A 17,662-nucleotide genomic window follows, 5' to 3' on the forward strand; every position below is an offset into this window, starting at 1 on the left:
AAAGTGACAAAAAATTAAAAAGCTTTCTATTAGAAAACCTTGCCTAAACTAAAAATTATTCACAGCAATATTAGAACAAAATAATAGCGTGGCTATAGGTGTTTTTACCTGTTTTTGTAAACGGTCAAAGATTTTGAGTAATTGGGATGCAAAGATTATTGTAATACCGTTTTTTTGAGTTCGATTACGCCTTGAATATATTTTATTAATTCTTCTCTAGTTACGGCATAAGGAGCTTTTTCTGCTTCGGTATTTAAGTATAGGTTGGCAATACTTTCTGCATCGAGATTTTGAGTAACGTAATGATGCTCTGCGTATTGTATAAGATGATCTACAAAAAGTTCGCGTTGTTTTCCTTTTTCGATTGTTTCAAGATCGCCTTCTTTTATTTTTTCTATTACAGATTCTGGCAAATCGATTGTGAGATACATGCAATCTACGGCAACTTTAGAAAGCAATTCTTTGGGGACTCTTCCCGTTGCATCGCAATAGGCGCATGGCGCAGGAACCCATTTCAATTGTCGGTTTAAACGGCGGATATCATCCCAATCAACAAATCTTTTTCCAAGACATCTCGGGCATTTTACAGTAGATCTTTTAAAGAAATTAAAAATGGTCATTGGTTTATAAACAGCTTAGTGGTTTGGTTGTGCGGCGAATTTAAAGAATTAAGTAAGAAAAGTTTCTTAGTTTGACATTTTTTTTAAGAAAAGAATTAACAAAATCATAAATTACAGCAATTGCTATAGATTTAAAACAAATAAAAATAATGGTTTCAGAAAATTGAAATCCCTGTAAATACTTAGGATGTGAGTTTTTTGTATTGTATTTAGATTTAGTGCAAAAACGAAACGGTGAAGCTTTTTTTGTTGTGCGAAAAATGATACTTTTGTTGGATAGAAAGGTATTGTATTGAAATAAAAAACTTTGAAGAATTTTAAATATCTTTGGATTATGAGCACAGCAACAAAACCAAAACATATTGGCAGAAATATTAGCCGAATTAGAGAGTTTAGAGGTATGAAACAAGAAGCGTTAGCAATTGCCCTTGGCATGAGCCAGCAATATGTTTCTACTCTTGAAGGAAGCGAAACCATTGACGACGAAAGACTAAATAAAATTGCTGAAGCTTTAGGCGTTTCTGTAGAAACTATTAAGAATTTTAGTGATGAAGGAGTATTCAATTACTTTAATACTTTTAACGAACCTAATTTTGCAAATAGTAATGGTGCATTCGGTCAAAATAATACTTGTTCATTTAATCCTTTAGATAAAGTAATAGAACTTTATGAACGTTTGGTTCAGGCAGAGAAGGAGAAAGTGGAGTATTTGGAGAAGTTGTTGAAGGAGAAATAATTTTAATGATAATTATAGAACGAAAAAGAGACTTTCTACAAAGTCTCTTTTTTTGTCTTCCCTTATTGCCAATCAACATTAAAAAGCAATGCAGTTATTTTATCACTATCTTTGCATGGTTTATTTTTGTTTTTTTCAATATATGAACAGCAATATTCATAATTTGATTCTAAATCAACAAATAATTTTTCAATACTGTCAAATTTATGATTTATTTCAGTTTGAGTTATAATGTGATATAGAAATTTTCCTACATACCATTCAAGGTGTATCCATAAATTTGTATACTCATTTATATAATCTCCAGAATGGACGATTTGATTTCTGTGGAGGTAAATTCTTTGTAATTGATATCCAATTGATTTTTTTGAAGCATTCATTCTTTTAAGAATTGTTTCAAGATTTCCTTCAACTAAAGGTTTAATAGTTTGGCTATATTCGTATGCAAGTAAAACAGAAACTTCATTAAATGTTTTGAATTTCTTAATTGAGTCTGTTTTAAGCCAATCAATCCATTCTATTAAATCCCCTCCTGTATTATTTTTAGGTAATGATGAAACTCCTAAAGCATTAAAACATCCTTTATTTACATTATTTACTATCGTAATTCTCTTAATTAAGTACTGAATGTCTCTTGTATATGATCCGAAACTAAAAGTTTTTGAGAAAAGGGTTCTTACATTTTCAATATCTGCTTTATATATACGATATGGAAGTATACATTCTATTGCTGTCCATAGTAGAGATAGAGAATTTTCGATTGATTTGGATCCTAATGCAAGGTTGTAATAATATACTGATTTTTTTAATTGCTCATTATCTAAAAAATCTAATGAAGTTTCATTATTAAAAACGATATATTTATTAGTTACCAATGATATAAATAATGTACTTTTTCTCGAAACAACACTTATAGGGTCGCTATTTATAATTACGTTTTTAAAATATTTATGTGATGATCCGCTTTTTCTCCAATAACTATTTTTAAAAAAATTAGAAAATAAAGATAGAGATTTTCGGTCTCGATATATTACTATATCTTTTAATAATTGATCATATTGATTTCGCACAAAAGAAACGGGATCTTTTGTATAACAACTAAAATAAATTACTTCTTCCCTTTCAGTAAAATATTTTTCAGGTAAAAAATCTTTAGAAAATTCAGAAGCTTTTCTTATATCAGCTATGCCTTTATCGTAAACAACTTTTTTGAATTCTGCAATCTCACTTGCCCGATTTCCTAAATAAATTATAATTTCATAATAATCATAAGAATGATTGAAGAAATCTAAAAATTTCTGTAAGTTAACATGTACTTGAGCTTCGATCCATCTTCTTAGTACTTCGTTTAATGAGCTGATACTATATCCTTTATGTAAAAGAGATGGTATGATGAGATCTACCAAGTCTGAAAGTTTTCCAAGATACCTTTCTATTTTGACTTTCTCATTAAAATCAATTGAGTTAAGTTCTAGAATAATATTGCTGTGATAATATTTTTCTAATTGAAGAGAATGCTTTTTTAAATTATGCAAAAAAATATCTATTTTGTCTAAGCTATCATTTTTAAAAACTTCATCTTCATTTATAGTTTGAAGATATTTTTTTAGATCATTAAAATATTTATCTATAACAATATCGTTAACAATATTTTGTTTGATATGTTCAGATTTTGATTCTTTAATAATTGATATTAATGTTCTAAGCGTTCTGATTCTTTTTTTGCTTAATTCTGCAAGTCTTATTAATTCTTGCAATTGGGTATAGCCATTTATTGTTCGATGCTTTTTTGAAATTGTTTCATCGTAGTCACATCTTTGAATTATTCTTTCGATAAAAAATTTTTCAAGTTTTGTTGCTTTTTTATTCCAAGTAGAATTATTTGTTACCCACATATAATTTTTTTTGATATAAATCCTAGTAAAGATAATTTTTTAAGAATTGATGTTTTACGGAAATCCATAATCCAACAAATTTATTTCCAAACAATTATACCAATAAATAAAAACTCAACAACAAGTACTTTTACGTATTTTACAAACGCGTAAAAAACAAAAAGCCCAACTTAAAAAAAAGTTGAGCTTTTCAAAAATTATCTAAATTATCCAAATTGACAAATTATCTAATTGGAAGATTATTTAGCAGAATCTGATACTTCCTTCCCACAGGGATAATATCGCCATTAGACATCGTAAGGTTTTTAGTCGTAACAGCAGAAATTTTAGTTGTATTTACAATATAAGATCGATGTACTTGTACGAAATGTGCACAATCAATTTCGGCACTTATACTCGCAAGCGAACCGTAAATAACAATTGGAGATTTTAATTTGCAGTTGTACAATTTCATATAATTGCCCAGACTTTCGATATATAAAATATCCGAAAGAGGCGTTTCAATTACTTGTCCGTTCGAGCGATAAGAAAGTACTTTTTCGTCGTCGGTGTTTCCTTTTTTTAGGTTATTTCCCGAATGATAGGTTTTGGCTTTTTCGATTGCTTTTGAGAATTTATCGAATGAAATAGGTTTCATCAGATAATCGATTGCATCGTTTTGGTAAGCCGAAAGCGCAAAGTCAGAATATGCCGTTGTCACAATCGTTATTGGGCGTTTGGGCTGGAGTTCCATTAATTCGACACCCGAAATTACAGGCATATTAATATCAAGAAAAATAATATCGTATTGGTTTTCGTTGAGCAATTTTATGGCTTCCATACCATTAAAAGCGCTTCCGGAATGTTCCAGTTCGTCAAATTTGGAGATGTGCGAAATCAAGGCTTTGTGCGCCGGCGATTCGTCATCAACTATTAGACAGCGGTAGGTAAGTGCCATATATTCAATTTTACGATAAACATGTTTTTGTCTTTTTTACAGCTTAAATCGTGTTTTAAGCGGTAGACTTCCAGACGTCTTTTTAGGTTTTCAATTCCGATTCCCGTGCTCGAAAGACGCGATCCCGAATCGAGATAATTGTTTTTTATGGTAAAAGACAAATTTCGGCAATTTACTTTTAAATCTAAATCAATAAAAGGCTCAGCCGTTTCGGCCGAAAACTTCACAGCATTTTCTACCAAAGGCAGAAAGAACAAAGGCGGAATCTCGATTTGGTCATGAACGCCTTCTATTTTTTGCGTTACAGCTAGTCTTTCGTTTCTAAAAGTGTAGTATTCTATATATTTTTTTATAAACGCAATTTCTTCCTGCATTAAAACAAAATCTTTTTTAGAAGCTTCTATCTGATAACGCAGTAAATCTGAAAGATTCAGTATTCGATCTGGAACTTTTTCTGGTTCTGCTAATGCTTCTCCGTAAAGATTATTCATGGCATTCAATAAAAAATGCGGATTCAATTGCTGTTTTAAAAACGAAAGTTCCGATTTGAAATTCATAATATCTTTATCGGCCTGACTCATTTTTTTGGTAATTACAATGTGCAGAAAATAGAAAAAACAGCCGTTTATGATCAATGATACAATCTGAAGCGCTTTTAAATTTCCTAACCCAACAAGCGGAAAAAACCAATTCATAAAAAAGTAAAAACCTGTCCAATAGACCGCAAGAAGCGTAAAAAAGATTTTAAACCTTTTGTGAAATAAAAAAGGGTTGATGATGCAGATATTAAAAACCGTAATCCAAACAATGCAAGGGAAATAGCCCATGGCAATTTTACTGAGAATATAAGACCAGCTATGTCCGTTGAGTTTTATTTCGTCGTAAATACAGGCCAGAATGACCAAATAAACAAGAGTATTTACGATTAAGTTTCGTAGAAAAAAATTCTGGTAGATTTTTGCAATTGTCATAGCGGCAAAAATAATATAATCGTATAGTTTGTAAGCATTTATCAGGAATAATTTATACCAACGCCATTCGTATAAATTAGACGCCATTGGTATAAAATTGCTGTTAAAATAAAGGCTTCTCCATTATTTTTGATCTGAGTTTCTATAAATCTTTTTAATAAAAAATAAAATGTACCAGTTTAAAGAATTAAAAGATACCGATAGGATTGTGGAGATTTTTAAAACAAATGTTCAGGAAGAATCTGATCGGGATTATATCATAACAGTGATACAAAATCAGTTTCCAGATTATAAAATCAATTTTGATCTAGAAGACTGCGATAAAATTTTAAGAATTGAAGGTGTTGATTTGCAGTATGATAATGTTGTAGATTATGTAAACCGTTTAGGTTACACTTGTGTGCGGTTAGAATAATTTAACACGTTCTATTTCTAAAACAGGTGTATATACGCTAACGTATTTATGTTTTTTGTAAGTATTTTGTGTGATATTCTAATTTTAATACTAAATCTGAAATGCTAAGTTTTATACTTTCTATTTTTCTTTTTCTTCTAGAACAGTTAGTCTGATTTAACTGTTTTTCTTCAAATGTTTTTCAATCACTTTTTATCGTATAAAAGGTTTACTCTTTTGCGTATTATTTTTCTAATTTTACGCCATGAAAAAAGCATTCCAACTCTTCGATTTTAGCCAGAAAGTCAATTATAAAAACGAAATTTTAGCGGGTTTAACTGTAGCAATGACTATGATTCCAGAATCGTTGTCGTTTGCTATTTTGGCTGGATTTCCGCCATTAGTTGGTTTATATGCAGCTTTTATTGCTGGATTAGTGACGGCTATTTTTGGCGGAAGACCAGGAATGATCTCGGGCGGCGCAGGAGCAACGGTAATTGTTTTGATTGCCTTGATGAAGTCGCACGGAATAGAATATGTTTTTGCCGCTGTCGCTCTTGGTGGTGTCGTCCAGATCTGCATTGGACTTTTTAAACTAGGAAAATTTATTCGGTTAGTTCCGCAGCCCGTAATGTTTGGTTTTGTAAATGGTTTGGCGGTGGTGATTTTTATGTCGCAGTTAGAACAGTTTAAAACCGTTGTCAATGGTCAGGTTTCTTGGCTTCAAGGAACTCCTTTGTATATTATGTTAGGTTTGGTTGCTTTGACAATTGCGATTGTTTTGGTTTTTCCTAAGATTACAAAAGCGGTTCCAGCATCTCTGGTGGCCATTATGGTTGTTTTTGCAATCGTAATTATTTTTAATATTGAAACTAAAACTGTAGAAGATATTGCTTCGGTTCAAGGCGGATTTCCTCCGTTTCATATTCCGAATATTCCGTTTTCTTTTGAGACTTTAAAAATCATATTTCCGTATTCGGTAATTGTTGCCGCTGTTGGTTTGACAGAAGGTTTGCTTACGCTGAATTTAGTTGACGAAATTACAGGAACAAGAGGAAACAGCAACAGAGAATGTATTGCACAAGGAAGCTCAAATATCTTAAATGGTTTTTTCTACGGAATGGGAGGCTGTCCAATGATTGCGCAGACTTTAGTAAATCTTGGAGCAGGATCAAGAGCCAGACTTGCGGGAATTATTGGCGCTTTGACTATTTTAATGATTATTCTTTTTGGAGCTCCCGTAATCGGAAAATTGCCAATGGCAGCTTTAGTTGGTGTTATGATGATGGTTGCCATTACCACTTTTGAATGGGCAAGTTTCAAGATTATCAATAAAATGCCTAAACATGATATTTTTGTTGGAATTCTAGTAGCTTTAATTACAATTGTATTGCATAATCTCGCTTTGGCGGTTTTAATTGGTGTCATTATTTCTGCTTTGGTTTTTGCTTGGGAAAGTGCCAAAAGAATTCGAGCAAGACATTATATCGATGAAAACGGAATAAAACATTATGAAATTTTTGGACCGTTATTTTTTGGTTCTACTACTGCTTTTTTGGAGAAATTTGATATCCAGAATGATCCAGATCATATTATAATTGATTTTAAAGAAAGCCGTGTTTCTGATATGTCGGCAATTGAAGCTTTGAATAATATTACTAAAAAGTACAATCAGGTTAATAAAACTGTAGAATTACAGCATTTAAGCGCCGACTGTAGACAATTGCTGAAAAATGCTGATGCGGTTATAAAAGTTAATGTTATTGAAGATCCTACTTATAAAGTGGTTAGTTAATTAGAAAATGTGACAATTAGATAATTAGATAATGATATTGGCAGCGTGTATCTGTAGAGACGCACTGCAGTGCGTCTAACGTTTTGTAACAACAAACCCGACAGATTTTAAAAACCTGTCGGGTTTGTTATGTTTATTGGTTTGTCAGGCTGAGCGGAGTCGAAGCCCACATGCCAATTGGAGCGTTCTTTGACTCCGCTCAGGGTGACAATTAAAACAACATCCAAAATTATCTCATTATCAAATTGACAAATTTTCTAATTATCGAATGTTTGATTTTTGTAACTTTGTAAAATGAAACTAACAGAAACTTTAGAGGACTTTTATACAGTAAAAATAAAAGGAATGCCCGAAAATCTAAAAAAAGAGATCGGACATTTTAATGTTTTTAAACTGGATGATTACATTGGAAGTACTTGTAATCCGTTGCCTTACACACGAAAAGACTTTTATAAAATCAGTTTAATCATTGGAAGAAACAAAGTGCATTATGCTGATAAAGTTGTTTCGATTGAAGATCAGGCTTTATTCTTTGCCAATCCGCAGATTCCGTATAGTTGGGAACATATAGATGAAAATCAGACTGGCTTTTTCTGCATTTTTACTGATGCTTTTTTTAGCCAGTTTGGAAATTTAAAAGAATATCCGTTGTTTCAGCCGGGCGGTAATCCTGTTGTTCCAGTTTCTGTTGAATTGGCAGAATCTTTAAAAGCAGTGTATTTAAGAATGCTGGACGAAATCAATTCTGATTATGCTTTTAAATATGATGTGCTTCGAAATCTTGTTTTTGAGATTATTCACCTAGCTTTAAAAACGCAGACTGTAACTGCTTCATTATACAGTAAATCGAATGCTACAATTCGTGTTTCTTCTTTGTTCTTGGAATTGTTAGAGCGACAATTTCCAATTGAATCGATTTCTCAGCAGATTAATTTCCGCTCGCCTTCTGAATTTGCAAATCAATTAAATGTGCATGTGAATCATTTGAATAAGGCATTAAAGGAAACAACTGGAAAAACAACTTCACAGATTATTTCAGAAAGAATTGTTCAAGAAGCGATGATTTTGCTAAAACAAACCAATTGGAATATTAATGAAATTGCATGGTGCTTAGGATTTGAAGAATTGTCTCATTTTATCAATTTTTTCAAAAAGAATGTTCAGGTTTCTCCAAAAAATTATCGTTTAGCAGAAATTGTTTGATTTTTGCAACTTCTTGTTTGATTGCTTCAATATTTGAGAAGCACTTCGCTTATACCTTTGTCCTGTAATTATAACGTAAAAAATTAAAATCATGGACAATAAAAAAGTTTGGTTTATCACAGGTGCTTCAAAAGGACTTGGATTAGAATTGGCTAAAAAATTACTAGCAGAAGGTTATAAAGTAGCGGCAACATCAAGAAGTGAAGCTTCTTTAATTAAAGAATTGGGTGGTTTGTCGGAAAGTTTTCTTCCTTTAGAAATGGATTTGGTTGATGAAAAAAGCGTTAAAAATGCAATTGACAAAACCGTAAGCCATTTTAAAACAATTGACGTTTTAGTAAATAATGCTGGTTATGGCTTATTAGGCGCATTAGAAGAATTAAGCGACGCAGAATCAAGAAAAAACTACGAAGTAAATGTTTTCGGATTATTAAATGTAATCAGAAATGCAATGCCGATTTTCCGTGCAAATGAAAAGGGACATATCTTTAATATTTCTTCTGTTGGCGGTTATTATGGAGAATTTCCGGGCTGGGGAATTTACTGTTCTACAAAATTTGCAGTTGCAGGCTTGACAGAATCTTTGGCGGCAGAAATAAAACCATTTGGAGTTCACGCAACAATTGTTTATCCAGGTTATTTTAGAACCGATTTCTTAAAAGATAGTTCATTATTATTGCCTCAAAATCCAATTGCAGAGTACAAAGAAGTGAGACAATCTGAAAGTGCTCACAAAGAAGATATCAATGAAAATCAGCCAGGCGATCCTGTAAAATTAGCGGAAGCTTTAATAAAAGTGAGTAACGACCAGAATCCGCCTTTACATTTATTTTTAGGAGAAGATGCTTATAATATGGCGAACCAAAAAATAGCAAGCGTTCAAGCAGAATTGGAAAGTTGGAAATCAGTTTCTGTTTCAACAGCGCTTTAAATAGGAAATTCCAATAGCTGAAATTGCTTTGCCTGTTCGCTATCGCTCGGGTCCAAATTCCAAATGCAATGATAAACCCGACAGGTTTTTAAAACCAGTCGGGTTTGGTTTTCTATAATTGATTCAGTTTTTGTCAGGCTGAGCGGAGTCGAAGCCTACATACTAATTGGCGTGCCCTTCGACTCCGCTCAGTGTGACATTCGATTATGCAATAGATAAATTTATGTTTTATTGACTTGCCTCCAGCTTTAGCTGGAGGAATAAAAAGTGCATAAGAAAAAGGCTTTAGCCAAACTTGCTAGTTTGGCTAAAGCCTTTCAAGGTGTTTAAATATGTGAACCTCCAGCTAAAGCTGGAGGCAACTTACTATATTGAGCTATTCCAATTCAAAAATTATCTAATTATCAAATTGACACATTATCTAATTTTAGCGCAGCGCACTCTCAACATCACTCAGTTTTCCATCAATTTCACCTACTTGCAAACCTAGAATATGAGCAATTAAAGGATAAACCGAAACATTCTGAAACGTTTTTATTTTTTTATTGACTTTAAAAGCAGGACCTTTTGCATAGAAAATAGCATGCATATCTTTTTCATTATTGTCATAGCCATGCGTTCCGCCATTTATATGAGTGCTTTCTTTGCTTACTAAACTCCAGCCTTTTTCAGCTTCAATAACAAAATCATGCACGCGAGGATTTGTTCCGTAATGTAGTCTTTCGGGAACTTTAGATGATTTCCAGAATTTAATATGAGGCACTTTTTTCAAGGCATTGGCAATCGAATCCTGATAACCAGGTTTTGCCTGTAAACTCATAATCGGATTAATTACGTCTTTATAACCTAGCCATTCTGGTTTTAGATAATCTAAAACAGCTACTTTTTTATCATTGCTGATAGTGGCCATTCCGTGATCTGAAACGATAATTAAATTGATTTGTTTGCCAATTGGCAATTGATCTAATCGTCTAGATATTTCTCCCATAATGGAGTCCATCTTGATCACTGTTTTTTCGGTTTTTGGCGAAAGCGGACCAAAATTATGACCTGTATGATCTGGTTCGTCAAAATATAAAGTAACCAAATGCGGACGCTGTTTTTCTGGAAGTTGCAGCCATTTCATAACCGTATCGATTCTGGCACCATACGGAACTTTGCCATCGTAATTTTTGAAATAACTCGGATTTCTGCTATCAATATCAGAACCTGGCCAAAAGAAAGAAGCTGTTTTTACGCCTTGCTGTTCAGCTAAATTCCAAATTGGATTTCCGCCATAAAAACGCGAATCATTTTTGGCATTACTTGATAATGAAAAAGACTGATTTAAAGAAGAATCGTAGAAAACATTATTGATAATTCCGTGATGATCTGGATAAAGCCCTGTGACGATAGAATAATGATTTGGGAAAGTCTTGCTAGGATAAGACGGTTTCATCGATTTTGCATGAACGCCTTCTTTTTCAATTTGCTTCAGATTTGGAAGATTATACATTTTTCCATAATCCCAACGAAATCCATCCATAGAAATTAAAACAACGTAATTGTCTTTGCTATTTTGGGCTTGTAAAAAAGTAGTGAGAAGCAAAAATGTAAAAGATAAAAAGTGAGTTGTGAATTTTCTCATTGTGCAATTTTAAATAGAACCGCAAAGGTATTGATAACAGATTTTTTAAAGAAAAAGAGAATGTTAAATAAAAGGTTTGCCACGAATTACACTAATTTCCACGAATTATTTTTTTTTCAATATTTTGCGCATATTTTAATTAGCCACAGATTGCACAGATTAAAAGGATTTTTATTTTATGCAGATCATGGATTATAAAAATTAAATTAATCTGCTTGAATCTGTAAAATCTGCGTGAAAATTTTTTAGTGTATCCAATAAAGAAATCCTTTTAATCTGTGTAATCTGTGGCAACTTCTTTTACACAAAGCATTAGTGGAAATTCGTGCAATTAGTGGCAAACAAAAAAAGCGCCAGATAAAAATCCAGCGCTTTTAAATTTTAAGAAGAGAATGAATTACATCATTCCTGGCATTCCGCCTCCCATTGGCATTCCACCTCCGGCATTTTCTTCTTTAATATCAATTAATGCACATTCTGTAGTTAAGATCATTCCAGAAACTGATGCAGCGTTTTCAAGAGCCACACGAGTTACTTTTTTAGGATCGATAATACCAGCAGTAAGCATATCTACATATTCGTCAGTTTTTGCATTGTAACCGAAATCACCTTTTCCTTCAGAAACTTTAGCTACAACAACAGAACCTTCAAGACCAGCGTTTTCAACGATAGTTCTTAATGGAGCTTCAACAGCGCGAGAAACGATTTGAATTCCTGTAGCTTCGTCAGCGTTGTCAGCTTTTAAGTCAGCTAAAGCAAGTTTTGCTCTTAATAAAGCAACACCACCACCAGCAACGATTCCTTCTTCTACAGCAGCGCGAGTTGCGTGTAAAGCGTCATCAACTCTGTCTTTTTTCTCTTTCATTTCAACTTCAGAAGCAGCACCAACATAAAGAACAGCAACACCTCCAGCTAATTTAGCTAGACGCTCTTGAAGTTTTTCTTTATCATAATCAGATGTAGTAGTTTCCATCTGACCTTTAATTTGGTTTACTCTATTTTTGATGATATCAGCTTCACCAGCACCGCTTACGATAGTTGTATTGTCTTTATCGATAGAAACTCTTTTTGCGTTTCCTAACATTTCGATAGTTGTTTTTTCTAGCGTATAACCTCTTTCTTCAGAAATTACAGTTCCACCAGTTAAGATTGCGATATCTTCTAACATTGCTTTTCTTCTGTCTCCAAAACCTGGAGCTTTTACAGCAGCAATTTTAAGAGCACCTCTTAATTTGTTTACTACTAAAGTAGAAAGAGCTTCTCCGTCAACATCTTCAGCGATAATCAATAATGGTTTTCCTGATTGTGCAACTGGCTCTAAAACTGGAAGTAATTCTTTTAAAGAAGATACTTTTTTGTCGTATAATAAGATATATGGAGAGTCTAATTCAACTTCCATTTTCTCTGGATTTGTTACGAAGTAAGGAGAAAGATATCCTCTGTCAAACTGCATTCCTTCAACAACATCAACAAAAGTATCAGTTCCTTTAGCTTCTTCAACAGTGATAACACCTTCTTTTCCAACTTTAGCGAAAGCTGTAGCGATTAATTCACCAATAACTTCGTCATTGTTTGCAGAAATAGAAGCAATTTGCTGAATTTTATCAGAATCGCTTCCAACCACTTTAGCTTGTTTTGCTAAGTCAGCCACGATAGTTTCAACAGCTTTGTCGATACCGCGTTTCAAGTCCATTGGGTTTGCACCTGCAGCAACGTTTTTAAGACCTTCTTTTACGATCGCTTGAGCTAAAACTGTAGCAGTTGTAGTTCCGTCTCCAGCTAAATCATTGGTTTTAGAAGCAACTTCTTTTACCATTTGCGCACCCATATTTTCTAATGCGTCTTTTAATTCGATTTCTTTTGCAACAGAAACCCCATCTTTAGTAACTGTAGGTCCACCAAATGATTTTCCGATAATTACGTTACGACCTTTTGGTCCAAGAGTTACTTTTACAGCATTTGCTAATGCATCAACACCACGTTTTAAACCGTCACGTGCTTCAATATCAAATTTTATATCTTTTGCCATTTTAATTTTTTGTTTAAAGTTTGATTTGTTTCAAGTTAAATGAAGTTCTAATTTTTTACTACTCCGTACTTAATACAATATTTTTTAGATAATCGCTAAAATATCATCCTCACGCATGATTAGGTAATCAGTGCCTTCTAGTTTTAACTCTGTTCCTGCATATTTACCGTAAAGAACAGTGTCTCCAACTTTTACAGTCATAGTATGATCTTTAGTTCCGTTTCCTACTGCTACAACAGTTCCTTTTTGAGGTTTCTCTTTGGCAGTATCTGGAATAAAAATACCTGAGGCAGTTTTGGTTTCAGCTGCAACAGGCTCAATAAGTACGCGGTCTGAAAGCGGTTTAATGTTTAAAGCCATGATTTTATATTTATTAATAAGTTATACGTTTTTTTTCTGTTCTATAAACTTTCAGAAATTGTGCCATGCTGGAAAAACTGACATTTTTTCTTAAAAAAAATGCCAGCTTTGACAGGCTGGCATTAGATTTTTATATTGAGCTAAAATTATTTAGTAGCTGGAGCTGCAGGAGCAGGAGTAGTTCCTTGTGCAGGAGCTGCAGGTGTGTTTACAGGAGCTTCTGTTTTGTCAATGATTTTAGATTCCGTATCGCTTAAAGATCCAGTGAAACTTAAGCTTGAAAGTAGAATTAGCACAATTAAAACAGTAGCTAAAGTCCAAGTACTTTTATCTAAAAAGTCAGTTGTTTTTTGTACTCCACCTAACATTTGAGTTCCGCTGATAGTAGAAGACAATCCGCCTCCTTTAGGGTTTTGTACCATGATAACTACGATCAATAGAAAACAAACTATTGTGATTAAAACTAAAAAAATTGAAAATGTGCTCATTACTTAATTATTGTTATTGTTATTTTGTTGTAAAATCTTTATATCCGATATGCGGTCTGCAAAGAAAGTAATTTTTTCTGGATATTTCAAAATTAATATTTTATATGCCTGAATTGCCTTTGTATATTTCTTTTGTTCCAGATAAACTCTAGCCAAAGTCTCCGTCATTAGGTATGAATTGTCTTCTGGAGGGCTTTCAATTGGAACTATTGGAGTGCTGTTTCCAGGTTTAATTGGAGAAATTTTCGGATTATTTTCAATAAACTTATCGATAATTTCAGCTTTTTTCTGTCTTTCTTCTTCTAGTCTTGCTTTTTCTGCCGCTTCTTTCTCCGCTTTTTCCTCTGGAGACATATCATTTGAACGATCAATTGGTTCGGTTCTAGATAATTGCAACCATTCTTGGAATGAGTGTTTTTCATTAAGAGAAAAATCCAGAGGTTTCCCAATTTCTAAATGTTCTGCAGCTGTTTTTGCAGGCTCATTAGGCTCTTCTTCTTCAATTATTTCTTCAATCGGCTCGTCATTTTCTTCTTTGATTTCCTCTTCGTCTTTATCCTCAGATTGCAGAACTTCGAGAATCTCTTCTTTTGGTTCTTCAGGTGCTTTTGTTTCAGCTTCTTTAATAGAAGAAAGAATAGATCGTTCAACAGAATTCATTTTAAATTCCGGAATGATCATTTCTTCGATAACACTATCATCTTCCTCATCTTCAACCGAATTTAAGACAGGCTCTTCTGCGATAGGTTCTGCTTTTATTTCTTCAACTTTTACAGATTGTTCAGCATTTACAGTTTCTGCTTCTTTAATTGAACTTAAAATAGAGTTTTCAATACGCTCATTTTTAGGTTCTTCAAAAGTTATTGGGTTTGGAACAGAAGGTGTTTCAGAAACTTTTATAGAACTTAAAATAGAATTTTCAATACGGTCAATTTTAGGTTCTTCCTTTATTGTTGTTTCTTCTTCTATTTCTTTTATTAAAGCTTTAGTTTCTTCTTCCTCTTTTTCAATATTTGAAATTGAATCTGTAGAATCAATTTTGTTTTCTATTTCAATTACTGGTTTTTCAAAAGTAACAGAATGTGCTTCTTTGATAGCGAGAAAAATAGACGGATCTATTTCTGGAAGTTTTTTTGGCTCTTCGACTGTTACTGGTTTTTCAAAAGTAACCGAATGTGCTTCCTTTATGGCTAAGAAAATAGAAGGGTCAATTTCAGGAACTTTTTTAGGTTCTTCAGTAATTATAGGTTCCTGCGTTTTTATTGGTTCTTCGATTTTTGTAACCGAAGGAATTTCAATTGAAGAAATTGGACTTTCTTTAATTGTATCTTGAACAGGCTGTTCTTCAGAATCTGTTTTTATCTCGATAGCTTTCTGAATCTGTTCTGGTGAAATTATCTCGCTGTCAAAAACAGTAATTTCAAGAAGATCTCTCAATTTTTGTTCGTAGAAATCATTCTGAATAGAAGTAAAAGCTTCTGAAGTAATAAAATCAAACAACACAGAACGATCTGCCGTATGTGCAGCAGTTACCTTTAAAGCATAATTATACTTAAAACTGTTTTGATTGTAAAGCCCTTTTAATCGCAATGCACGAGCACTTTGAAAATATGGAAATTCATTCAAAACACTGCCTAATGCATCCGCTTGCTTTTCAGTAATAGCATCGGGTTTATTCATTAAGTAGGTATAATCGCTAACGTTCATTCTTTATTTTTTTGGGTTTACTCGGTTAATTTGTTTAATCGTTTATTTGTTTTTATCGCTTAAACGGTTGTGCGGTTAAACGATTCAACAAACAGCAAAATTACCATTTTGCCAATGACTGATTAAAGATATCCTGTGTGATTCTTTCAAAAATAACTCTGATTGCTTCATTTAAAACAGATCCTGTTGGCAAGTCTCTTCCTGGGAAATCGTAATAGAATTCAAATGATTTCTCAAAATCATCTGTTTCTTTCTTTTTATTCATAAAACGCACATTAACACGAATCGATAAACGGTTTTGAGCTGCCTGCTGATCTGCTGTTGCAGTCATCGGAGTGATTCTGTAGTCTGTAATTTCTCCTTCATAAACCAAATCACCGCCATTGCTAACTAAGTTTAAGTTGGTCTGATTCATAATCAAATCCTGTAAAGCTAACGTGAAAGTTCTATCGATTCCAGGTTCAATTAAATCGGCATTATTTTGAAAAAAGTTAACTTGAAATGTTTTGGCGTCGATTTTTCCAGTTCCTGTGAAGTTATAAACTGAACAGCCGCTCAACATGAAAAGGCTTAATAATGCGAAAAGAGAATATATTTTTTTCATAAATGTCTATTGGAAAAAATCCAATGTTTAAAGTTTTAAATTCCAATTGCGGCCAAATATAATGATTGGGATTTGGAATTTAGAAATTATAACTTAATTATTTTATAGATCGAATTGCTTGATTTTACGGTATAAAGTTCTTTCAGAAATACCCAATTCATCTGCTGCGGCTTTACGTTTTCCTTTGTTTTTTTCTAATGATTTTTTGATCATTTCGATTTCTTTTTGTTCCAAACGTAAAACTTCTTCTTCCTCGATAGTTTCAGCAAATAAATAATTATCATCCTGCATTTGATAGTTGTCTTCACGAACTGCAGGTGTTGTCATAACAGCTGTTCTTGGTTCTTCTTCAAAATCAATTTCGCTGTCGTTTTGCTGATTTCCGTATATTTTCTGAATTAGATTCGGATTAATATCCTGCACTTTAGAAGTGCCATTTTTCATCAATTCTAAAGTCAGTTTTTTCAAGTCATTCAAGTCGCTTCTCATATCAAAAAGCACTTTGTACAATATGTCTCTCTCCGTACTGAAATCACTTTCTTTTTTGCTGTCGCTAATAACAGAAGGCAAATTGCTTCCTTCGGCTGGCAGGTAAGATTGTAAAGTAGCAAGACTGATATCGCGATTGGTTTCTAAAACAGAAATCTGTTCAGCAACATTTCGAAGCTGACGGATATTTCCGCTCCATCTAAATTTTTGCAAAAGCTGTATAGCATCATCATCCAGTCTTAAAGGTGGCATTTTGTATTTATGAGCAAAATCGGCTACAAACTTTCTAAACAACAAATGAATGTCATCGTTTCTTTCACGTAAAGGTGGTAAAGTAATTTCGACCGTGCTTAGACGATAATATAAATCTTCACGGAATTTACCTTTTTCTATTGCATTGAATAAATTCACGTTGGTTGCGGCAACAATTCTCACGTTGGTTTTCTGAACTTGAGATGAACCTACTTTTATAAATTCACCGTTTTCTAAAACACGAAGTAATCTTACTTGAGTTGTTAATGGCAATTCGCCAACTTCATCTAAGAAGATTGTTCCGCCGTCTGCAACTTCAAAATAACCTTCACGTGTGCTTGTTGCACCTGTAAAAGCTCCTTTTTCGTGTCCGAAAAGTTCACTATCAATAGTTCCTTCCGGAATTGCACCGCAGTTTACGGCAATATATTTACCATGCTTTCTATGTGAAAGCGAATGTATAATTCTTGGAATATTTTCTTTACCAACACCACTTTCCCCAGTTACCATAACCGAAATATCAGTTGGAGCAACCTGAATGGCTTTTTCGATAGCACGATTTAACTTTGGATCGTTACCAATAATCTCAAATCGTTGTTTTATTGCTTGAACTGTTTCCATATA

The 17,662-nt window shown here is 33.2% G+C and carries 16 protein-coding genes; 5 read left to right on the forward strand and 11 right to left on the reverse strand.

Going from position 1 to position 17,662, the window contains the following annotated elements:
• Positions 1-155: 155 nt before the first annotated feature.
• The gene (locus tag ACNRYB_RS08710) at positions 156-620 is read right to left on the reverse strand and encodes a hypothetical protein (protein ID WP_473729798.1); all 465 of its coding nucleotides are present in this window, start codon (positions 618-620) and stop codon (positions 156-158) included.
• Positions 621-954: 334 nt separating this feature from the next.
• On the opposite strand from ACNRYB_RS08710, the gene ACNRYB_RS08715 reads away from it, so the two are divergent.
• Positions 955-1,356, forward strand: coding sequence for a helix-turn-helix domain-containing protein (locus tag ACNRYB_RS08715; RefSeq protein WP_473729799.1), 402 nt, complete (start codon positions 955-957; stop codon positions 1,354-1,356).
• A gap of 62 nt (positions 1,357-1,418) precedes the next feature.
• Here ACNRYB_RS08715 and ACNRYB_RS08720 read toward each other — a convergent pair whose 3' ends face one another.
• From ACNRYB_RS08720 to ACNRYB_RS08730, 3 genes are all read right to left on the reverse strand, one after another.
• Positions 1,419-3,251: a hypothetical protein gene (locus ACNRYB_RS08720; protein WP_473729800.1), complete on the reverse strand. Its 1,833-nt coding sequence runs from the start codon at positions 3,249-3,251 to the stop codon at positions 1,419-1,421.
• Positions 3,252-3,474: 223 nt separating this feature from the next.
• Positions 3,475-4,188, reverse strand: a complete 714-nt coding sequence (locus tag ACNRYB_RS08725; protein WP_473729801.1) for a LytR/AlgR family response regulator transcription factor — start codon at positions 4,186-4,188, stop codon at positions 3,475-3,477.
• Positions 4,164-5,246 carry a sensor histidine kinase gene (locus ACNRYB_RS08730; RefSeq protein ID WP_343705576.1) on the reverse strand — a complete coding sequence of 361 codons (1,083 nt, stop codon included), beginning with the start codon at positions 5,244-5,246 and terminating at the stop codon, positions 4,164-4,166. Before ACNRYB_RS08730 ends, ACNRYB_RS08725 begins: the two co-directional genes overlap by 25 nt.
• Before the next feature lie 82 nt (positions 5,247-5,328).
• On the opposite strand from ACNRYB_RS08730, the gene ACNRYB_RS08735 reads away from it, so the two are divergent.
• From ACNRYB_RS08735 to ACNRYB_RS08750, 4 genes are all read left to right on the forward strand, one after another.
• On the forward strand, positions 5,329-5,574 hold the full coding sequence (locus ACNRYB_RS08735; RefSeq protein ID WP_473729802.1) for a hypothetical protein: 246 nt from the start codon (positions 5,329-5,331) through the stop codon (positions 5,572-5,574).
• Between the two features lie 244 nt (positions 5,575-5,818).
• Positions 5,819-7,348: a SulP family inorganic anion transporter gene (locus ACNRYB_RS08740; RefSeq protein ID WP_473729803.1), complete on the forward strand. Its 1,530-nt coding sequence runs from the start codon at positions 5,819-5,821 to the stop codon at positions 7,346-7,348.
• A 294-nt stretch (positions 7,349-7,642) separates the two neighbouring features.
• A complete protein-coding gene (locus ACNRYB_RS08745; RefSeq protein ID WP_473729804.1) occupies positions 7,643-8,551 on the forward strand; it encodes a helix-turn-helix domain-containing protein in 909 nt (302 codons plus the stop codon).
• Between the two features lie 91 nt (positions 8,552-8,642).
• Complete coding sequence (locus ACNRYB_RS08750) at positions 8,643-9,482, forward strand: oxidoreductase (RefSeq protein WP_473729805.1); 840 nt, start codon at positions 8,643-8,645, stop codon at positions 9,480-9,482.
• A 427-nt stretch (positions 9,483-9,909) separates the two neighbouring features.
• On the opposite strand, the gene ACNRYB_RS08755 is transcribed toward ACNRYB_RS08750, so the two are convergent.
• The 7 genes from ACNRYB_RS08755 to ACNRYB_RS08785 all read right to left on the reverse strand — a co-directional run bounded on the left by ACNRYB_RS08755 (position 9,910) and on the right by ACNRYB_RS08785 (position 17,659).
• Positions 9,910-11,109 (reverse strand): alkaline phosphatase family protein, encoded by a 1,200-nt coding sequence (locus ACNRYB_RS08755; RefSeq protein WP_473729806.1) that lies wholly within the window; start codon positions 11,107-11,109, stop codon positions 9,910-9,912.
• A 397-nt stretch (positions 11,110-11,506) separates the two neighbouring features.
• Positions 11,507-13,138 (reverse strand): chaperonin GroEL, encoded by a 1,632-nt coding sequence (gene groL / locus ACNRYB_RS08760; RefSeq protein WP_473729807.1) that lies wholly within the window; start codon positions 13,136-13,138, stop codon positions 11,507-11,509.
• A gap of 84 nt (positions 13,139-13,222) precedes the next feature.
• The gene (locus ACNRYB_RS08765) at positions 13,223-13,498 is read right to left on the reverse strand and encodes a co-chaperone GroES (protein WP_008467105.1); all 276 of its coding nucleotides are present in this window, start codon (positions 13,496-13,498) and stop codon (positions 13,223-13,225) included.
• A 146-nt stretch (positions 13,499-13,644) separates the two neighbouring features.
• Positions 13,645-13,986: a preprotein translocase subunit SecG gene (secG, locus tag ACNRYB_RS08770; protein WP_129746385.1), complete on the reverse strand. Its 342-nt coding sequence runs from the start codon at positions 13,984-13,986 to the stop codon at positions 13,645-13,647.
• 3 nt (positions 13,987-13,989) lie between these two features.
• The gene (locus tag ACNRYB_RS08775) at positions 13,990-15,693 is read right to left on the reverse strand and encodes a tetratricopeptide repeat protein (RefSeq protein WP_473729808.1); all 1,704 of its coding nucleotides are present in this window, start codon (positions 15,691-15,693) and stop codon (positions 13,990-13,992) included.
• Positions 15,694-15,793: 100 nt separating this feature from the next.
• Entirely contained in the window at positions 15,794-16,297 is a 504-nt protein-coding gene (locus tag ACNRYB_RS08780; RefSeq protein WP_129746383.1) for an LptE family protein, read from the reverse strand.
• Positions 16,298-16,399: 102 nt separating this feature from the next.
• Positions 16,400-17,659 (reverse strand): sigma-54 interaction domain-containing protein, encoded by a 1,260-nt coding sequence (locus tag ACNRYB_RS08785; RefSeq protein WP_473729809.1) that lies wholly within the window; start codon positions 17,657-17,659, stop codon positions 16,400-16,402.
• Between the last annotated feature and the right edge of the window lie 3 nt (positions 17,660-17,662).

It is taken from the genome of Flavobacterium sp. CR10, from assembly GCF_055814415.1.